5 protein-coding genes are annotated in these 3,543 nt (G+C 74.1%); 2 read left to right on the top strand and 3 right to left on the bottom strand.

Annotation, left to right across the window (positions count from 1 at the left end):
* The coding region (locus AB0G02_RS31700; protein WP_360801419.1) for a LysR substrate-binding domain-containing protein at window positions 1–261 on the top strand (261 nt) is incomplete at its 5' end.
* Window positions 258–1,496, top strand: a complete 1,239-nt coding sequence (locus tag AB0G02_RS31695) for a 6-phospho-beta-glucosidase (RefSeq protein ID WP_360801416.1) — start codon at window positions 258–260, stop codon at window positions 1,494–1,496. The genes AB0G02_RS31700 and AB0G02_RS31695, both read left to right, overlap by 4 nt.
* Here the strand turns inward: AB0G02_RS31695 and AB0G02_RS31690 are convergent.
* From AB0G02_RS31690 to AB0G02_RS31680, 3 genes are all read right to left on the bottom strand, one after another.
* Window positions 1,484–2,116: an endonuclease V gene (locus AB0G02_RS31690; RefSeq protein ID WP_360801413.1), complete on the bottom strand. Its 633-nt coding sequence runs from the start codon at window positions 2,114–2,116 to the stop codon at window positions 1,484–1,486. The two genes, AB0G02_RS31695 and AB0G02_RS31690, sit on opposite strands and share 13 nt — an antisense overlap.
* Window positions 2,113–3,048, bottom strand: a complete 936-nt coding sequence (locus tag AB0G02_RS31685) for a DUF3500 domain-containing protein (RefSeq protein ID WP_360801410.1) — start codon at window positions 3,046–3,048, stop codon at window positions 2,113–2,115. Before AB0G02_RS31685 ends, AB0G02_RS31690 begins: the two co-directional genes overlap by 4 nt.
* Before the next feature lie 50 nt (window positions 3,049–3,098).
* A partial coding sequence (locus AB0G02_RS31680) for a maleylpyruvate isomerase family mycothiol-dependent enzyme (RefSeq protein WP_360801408.1) occupies window positions 3,099–3,543 on the bottom strand: 445 nt, incomplete at its 5' end.

Genomic DNA, 3,543 nt, shown 5'->3' with positions numbered 1-3,543 from the left:
GACGCCGCCTGCGCGGCCCGGGGGTTCCAACCGGGCGCGGCGGTGCGCACCGAGCAGACGGCCGCGGCGCCCGTGCTGGCCGCGTCCGGGCTGGGTCCGGCGCTCGTGCCGAGCAACATCCTGCCGGAGACGTTCGACGGCGCGGTCCTGCGCACCGACCCGCCCGTGCGGCGCACCCTGTTCGCCTACGCGCACCGGGCCCCCGACCCGCTCACGTCGGCCTTCGTGACCTTGCTGGCCGAGGCAGGATGGGACGCATGAGGCTGGTCATCCTGGGCGGCGGCGGCTTCCGCGTGCCGCTCGTGCACAAGGCGCTGGACGAGCGCATCACCGAGCTCGTGCTGCACGACGTGGACGCGCACCGGTTGGCCGCGATCCGCCGGGTGCTGCGCGGCGGTCCGCCGGTCACCGCCACCACCGACCTGGACGAGGCACTGCGCGGCGCGGACTTCGTGTTCTCCGCGATCCGGGTGGGCGGCCTGGCCGGGCGCGCGATCGACGAGGAGGTCGCCCACGCGCACGGTGTCCTGGGCCAGGAGACCGTCGGCGCGGGCGGCATCGCGTACGGGCTGCGCACCGCGCCGGTGGCCGACGCGATCGCCCGCCGCGTCGCGGAGCTGGCGCCGCAGGCGTGGGTCATCAACTTCACCAACCCGGCCGGGCTGATCACCGAGGTGATGGCCCGCCACCTGGGCGACCGCGTCATCGGCATCTGCGACTCGCCGCCCGCGCTGTGCCGGCGCGTCGCCAAGGCGCTCGACGTCGCCAAGGGCTTCGACGTCGCGGACGCGACGTTCGACTACGCGGGCCTGAACCACCTCGGCTGGTTGCAGGGCGTCCACGTGGGCACGGAGAACCTGCTCCCGACCCTGCTGGCCGACGAGGAGGCGCTGACGAGCTTCGAGGAGGGCCGGCTGTTCGGCGCGGAGTGGCTGCGGGCGTTGGGCGTCATCCCCAACGAGTACCTGCACTACTACTACTCGACGCGTGAGGCCCTGGGCGACAACCGCGGCGCTTTCCTGCTCGGCCAACAACAACGCTTCTACGACGGCGACGTGGACTGGGAGACCACGCGGCTGGAGCGCGAAGCCACGTACATGGCGCAGGAGCGCGAGCGCGACAGCCTCGAGGGCGGCGGGTACGAGCACGTCGCCATGGCGCTCATGCGGGCCATCGCGGACAACGAGAAAGCCACGCTGATCCTCAACGTGCCCAACAACTCCACCCTGTCCACGTTGGACGACCAAGCCGTCGTCGAGGTGCCGTGCGAAGTGGACGCCACGGGCGCACGACCGCTGCCGGTGAGCCCGCTGCCGGACCACGCGGCCGGCCTCGTCACGTCGGTCAAGGCCGTGGAGCGGCTGGTCATGGAAGGCACCCGCGCGGCGGCGCTCAAGGCGTTCGCACTGCACCCGCTGGTCGACTCGGTCGCCACGGCCAGGTCCCTGCTGGACACCTACACCCGACGCCACCCCGAGCTGGCCTACCTGAGCTGAGCCCGCCCCGCCGAGTCCGAACGCCGGGTCGTCTCCGGCAGCCGCGTCACGCACAGCCGCAGCACCTCGGCGCACGCCCGGTCGAGGTCGATGCGGTGCCCCACGGACACGAACACCGGCTTCACCCCCGCGCGCGTCCGCAACGCCCGACCCACCACCTCGCCGTCGTCCACGAGGTCGGTGTGCGCCCCGCGCGCGTCGTCCGGCATGGAGAACCGACCCATGGGCGTCTTGGCCACGCCGACGCTCGGCAGGCCGGTCACCACGCCGAGGTGGCAGGCCAACCCGAACCGCCGGGGGTGCGCCAAGCCCTGCCCGTCGCACACCAGCAGGTCCGGCGTCACGGTCAGCTCCGCCAGCGCCTCCAGCAACGACGGCAGCTCCCGGAACGCGAACAGCCCCGGCACGTACGGGAAGTCGGCCGTGCCCGTCACCACGACGGAGTCCACGGTCTCCAAGGTCTCCGCGTCCAGCACCACGACGGCGGCGGCCAACCGGTCGTCGTCGGCGTAGGACACGTCCAGCCCGGCGACGTGCCGCACCACCAGACCGGGGTCCGCGCGCGTCGACACCAACGGCCGCAGCCGCTCCTGCTCCGCGATCGCCTCGTCGGGGGTCACCCGTGCCTCACCGACGCCCGGTGCGCGGCGAGCAGGTCCTCGCCGAAGTCGCCGGACCGCCGCCGCCACACCGAGTGCGCGTGGTTGGCGTCGTTGTCGGTGTTGTCGTACTCGATCAGCAGCTCCGGCCCCTGGATCCGGTAGTAGTGCCCGCGGCCGCGCTTGTCCGAGCCCTCCCACGAGAAGTGCAGCCGGTCGAGGTCGAGGGCGTCGAACTCCTCGTCGGCCAGGTCGCCGGTGAGCCGGTCGAGGTAGAACCGCACCAGCCCGACCAGCAGTCCGCGCGACGCCCGGTCGAGCTGGGCGGGCGTCACGCCCACCGGTTCGAGGTCCCCGACCCGCCGGGCGTTGCCGGTCTTCAGGTCCGGCGGCGGGGTGTCGGAGACCACGGCCAGCCCGCGCGCCGTGCGACCCATGCGGTTCAGCAGCTCGCGGGCCAGCTCCTCCTCCAACCGCAGCGGCTGGAGCACCGCGGCGCCCCGGTAGGTGGTGCGGGCCGGGTTCGCGCCGAGGAAGAACGGGGTGGCCGACACGCGCCCCTCCGCCACCACCACGCTCACCGACAGGTGGTGCCCCTCGACCCGCCAGCCCCACGGCTCGTCGCCGGGCTCACCGAGCAGCACCGTCCAGTAGTCGCCCTGGTGCCGGTCGCGGGAGCCGCCCTCCCGGTCGTCCAGGACGTCCTCCAGGGCCATGACCGTGGCGACCTGCGCGTAGGCGTGCGGGCTGAGCACGCACGACAGCAGCCGGTGCACGGCCTTGCGCTGGTCGCGCACGAGGTCGCCGTAGCCGACCCCCGGCCGCTCGCCGGGGGTGTACGCCCACGTCGTGCGCAGGGCGTCGTCGGACATGTCCCGCACCGCCGCGGCGCGCTGCCCGTCGTCCAACAGGTCGAGGAAGCCCCGCGTGGCTCCGGCGATCTCGTGCAGCATCACCCGAACCTATCCGCCCGCGACGCGACCTGCCGCCGTCGGGCCGGGACCTACGGCCAGGGGTCGAGCTCGGGCCGGTCGCCGGTGATCCGCCCCTCCGGCTCACGGCCGGCCAGCCACGCGGTGAGGTCGGTGAGCGAACCGGTCAGCACGACGTCCTCACCCTCTCCGACCGCGTACGCGCGGTCGCCCGCCCGGAGGGTGAGCCGGACGCCCGCCGGCACGCGCGGGGACAGGAAGTCGATCACGTGCTCGCAGAACTCGGGCGACCACGCGACCGGGCCGAGGTCCAGGTCGCGGGTGTGGATCTCCACCTCCCGCCACACGGCGTACGCGGTGCCGGCGAGCGTGCCGTCGCGGTAGAAGACGGGGGTGTCCCAGTCGCGGACGTCGGCCCAGGCCTTGGCGAGCCGGGCGGCGGCGTCCGCGATCGCGGGCCGGTGCCCGGCCGCCGAACGCCCGGCGCCCGCCTCGATCGGGGCGTCGCGCGCGGGG

The sequence above is a fragment of the Actinosynnema sp. NPDC023658 genome, assembly GCF_040639995.1.
Lineage (GTDB): Bacteria > Actinomycetota > Actinomycetes > Mycobacteriales > Pseudonocardiaceae > Actinosynnema.
Note: the sequence above shows the minus strand (reverse complement) of the source record. Positions and strands in the feature narration are given on the sequence as shown.

Excerpts from the sequence above, each read along its gene's own strand:
- AB0G02_RS31695 (WP_360801416.1), top strand. The coding sequence starts at position 258 with ATGAGGCTGGTCATCCTGGGCGGCGGCGGCTTCCGCGTGCCGCTCGTG.
- AB0G02_RS31685 (WP_360801410.1), bottom strand. The coding sequence starts at position 3,048 with ATGCTGCACGAGATCGCCGGAGCCACGCGGGGCTTCCTCGACCTGTTG.